1 protein-coding gene is annotated in these 2,330 nt (G+C 65.0%); it reads right to left on the bottom strand.

The genetic code is table 11. The features are described 5' to 3' along the window. Positions 1–2,161, bottom strand: a 2,161-nt coding sequence (treY, locus tag L9Z73_RS29240; RefSeq protein ID WP_247408349.1) for a malto-oligosyltrehalose synthase, incomplete at its 3' end; no start/stop codon positions are given. Positions 2,162–2,330 lie beyond the last annotated feature (169 nt).

Below are 2,330 nucleotides of genomic sequence, written 5' to 3' on the forward strand. Positions count from 1 at the left end.
CGGCGGCGCTGATGGCCGTGCGCAGTGCGCGGCCTGCGTCGCTGAGCAGCAGGCGCGTGAGAAAGGTTTCCACGCCTTGCTCGTAGGCCTCGTTGGGGGCACTCCAACTGCTCTGCAATTTGGCTTCGCGCAGGGCTTTTTGTTGCCATTGCCAGAGGCGTTGTTGATAGGCCTCGAGTGCCGGCTGGTCATCCAGGTGCAGGTCCAGCGGCCAACTGCCGAGCAGGGCCTGATAGAGGATCAATTCATCGCCCGCCGACGGGCTGGTGGCATCGCTGCGCAACGGTGCGGCTAGCGTGCGCCAATGCTCCACGTGTTCGGCATACCAGGCGGCGCACTCACTCAGCACGGCCAAGCGGGCGCGGCTGTCTTCGCCGCGCTTGTGGTCGTGGGTCGCGGTGGCTAGCAGGTTGTCGGGGAACGCCTGCAAGCGCTGCTGATTGGCCGCGTGAAAATCGGCCAGCGGTGCGCTGAACTGTTCGGTACTGAAGCCCACGTCGTTGCGCGACAGCAACACCGCCGAGCGATAGAACGCGGTGTCTTCCACGGCTTTGGCGGCGGCGGGCGAGGTCAACTGCTGGAAGCGCACGCAGGCATGCTTGAGCAGTTTGCGCTCGCGGCCGATCGGACGATTGCGCCACGGCTGGCCACCCAGCCATTTGTCCAGGTTGTCCAGCACCGGCCAGTCGCCCTCGCTCAAGGTGCTGCGAGCGCCTGCCAGGGCCTGCTGGAAAAACACGTCGTCGCGCTCGCTGCGGCCGAGGGCGCTGATGTAGGTGCGGTACACCGGGAAATGCACGATCAATTCCTGCAGCGCACGGCGGATCGCGCCGAGCGTCAGGTCACGGCTCATCACGTCGTCGCGGGCCACTTGCAGCAGGGCCTGGGCCACGCTTTCGAAGTCGCCGGCGAGGGAGCCGTTGAGGATCTGCTGGCGCGCCAGCCAGGCTTCTTCGATAAAGGCCGACGGCCGTTCGCTGTGGCGTGTCCACAGCTCGGCCAGCGTTTCGAAGCCTTGCGGGTCGTGTTGCAGCAGCGACAGCTGGTTCATGAATTCGTAGCCGGTGGTGCCGTCCACCTTCCAGTCGTGGCGCAGGGTTTCGCCTTCGCCGAGGATTTTTTCGACGAAGATCGGTAAGTGACGTTCGGGCGACAGCGCATCGACCCGACGGCGCAACTTGCGGCAATACCCGCGTGGGTCGGCCAGCCCGTCGATATGGTCGATGCGCAGGCCATCCACCAGACCTTCGTTGATCAGATCGAAGATCTTGCCGTGGGTGGCTTCGAACACGGCGCTGCGCTCTACGCGCAGGCCGCCCAGTTCGTTGACATCGAAGAAGCGTCGCCAGTTGATATCGTCCGCTGCGGTGCGCCAGCTAGCCAGGCGGTAAGCCTGTTGCTCCAACAGCGCGTGCAGGCGCTGGAACCCTTCGGGTTGGCGTGCGTCGAAGGCGCCCAGGCGGTGTTCGATGGCCTTTCCCTCGGCGCTATGGGTGGCGCGTTCGGCCAGGGCTTGTTTGAGCCAGGCGGCTTCGGCGTAGGCGTCGTCCTGGAAGGCGAGGGCGCTGAAGCGGTCGGCGAGCGGTTTGAGCAGGTCATCGGCGCCCAGAATCATCGCGTAATCCCGTGGGCAGATCGGGAAGCGGTGCTCGTAGTGCTCGACGAAAAAGCTGCCGTGTGCCGCGTCGAAGTGCAGGGTCAGCGTGCCGGTTTGCAGGGCTTCGCCATAGTCGCTGCCGAGGAACGGCATGAGCAGTTGGCCCTTGAGCAGCGGGTCGGGCGAGTGCCATTGAATGTCAAAAAACTCACTGTAGGGGCTCAACCTGCCCCATTCCAGCAGGTCGAGCCACCAGGGGTTATCGGCGCCGCCTACGGCCATGTGGTTGGACACGATGTCGAGGATCAGCCCCATATCGTGCTCGCGCAGGGCGGCCACCAGGCGGCGCAACGCCGCTTCGCCGCCCAGTTCCGGGTTGACGCTGGTCGGGTCGACGACGTCATAGCCATGCATCGAACCTGCGCGGGCGCTGAGCAGCGGTGAGGCATACACATGGCTGATGCCCAGCCGGGCGAAATACGGCACCAGGGGCACCGCGTCATCGAGGGTGAAGCCTTTATGGAATTGCAGGCGCTGGGTGGCGCGCAGGGGCAGGGCCTTCATCGGTCACGCTCATGGGCTTGATTGCGCGCCACGGCCAGCAGTTCCAGGCGGCGGGCGGCACCGGCATTGCCGAGCAGGCTCAATAACGGCCCGAAAGTCGCCTCCAGCGGACTGCGCGGCGTTTGTGCCAGTTGATCAATCATCGGCCCATTGTCCTTGGCAATCAGCT

The sequence above is a fragment of the Pseudomonas emilianonis genome, assembly GCF_023072625.1.
GTDB lineage: Bacteria > Pseudomonadota > Gammaproteobacteria > Pseudomonadales > Pseudomonadaceae > Aquipseudomonas > Aquipseudomonas paraveronii.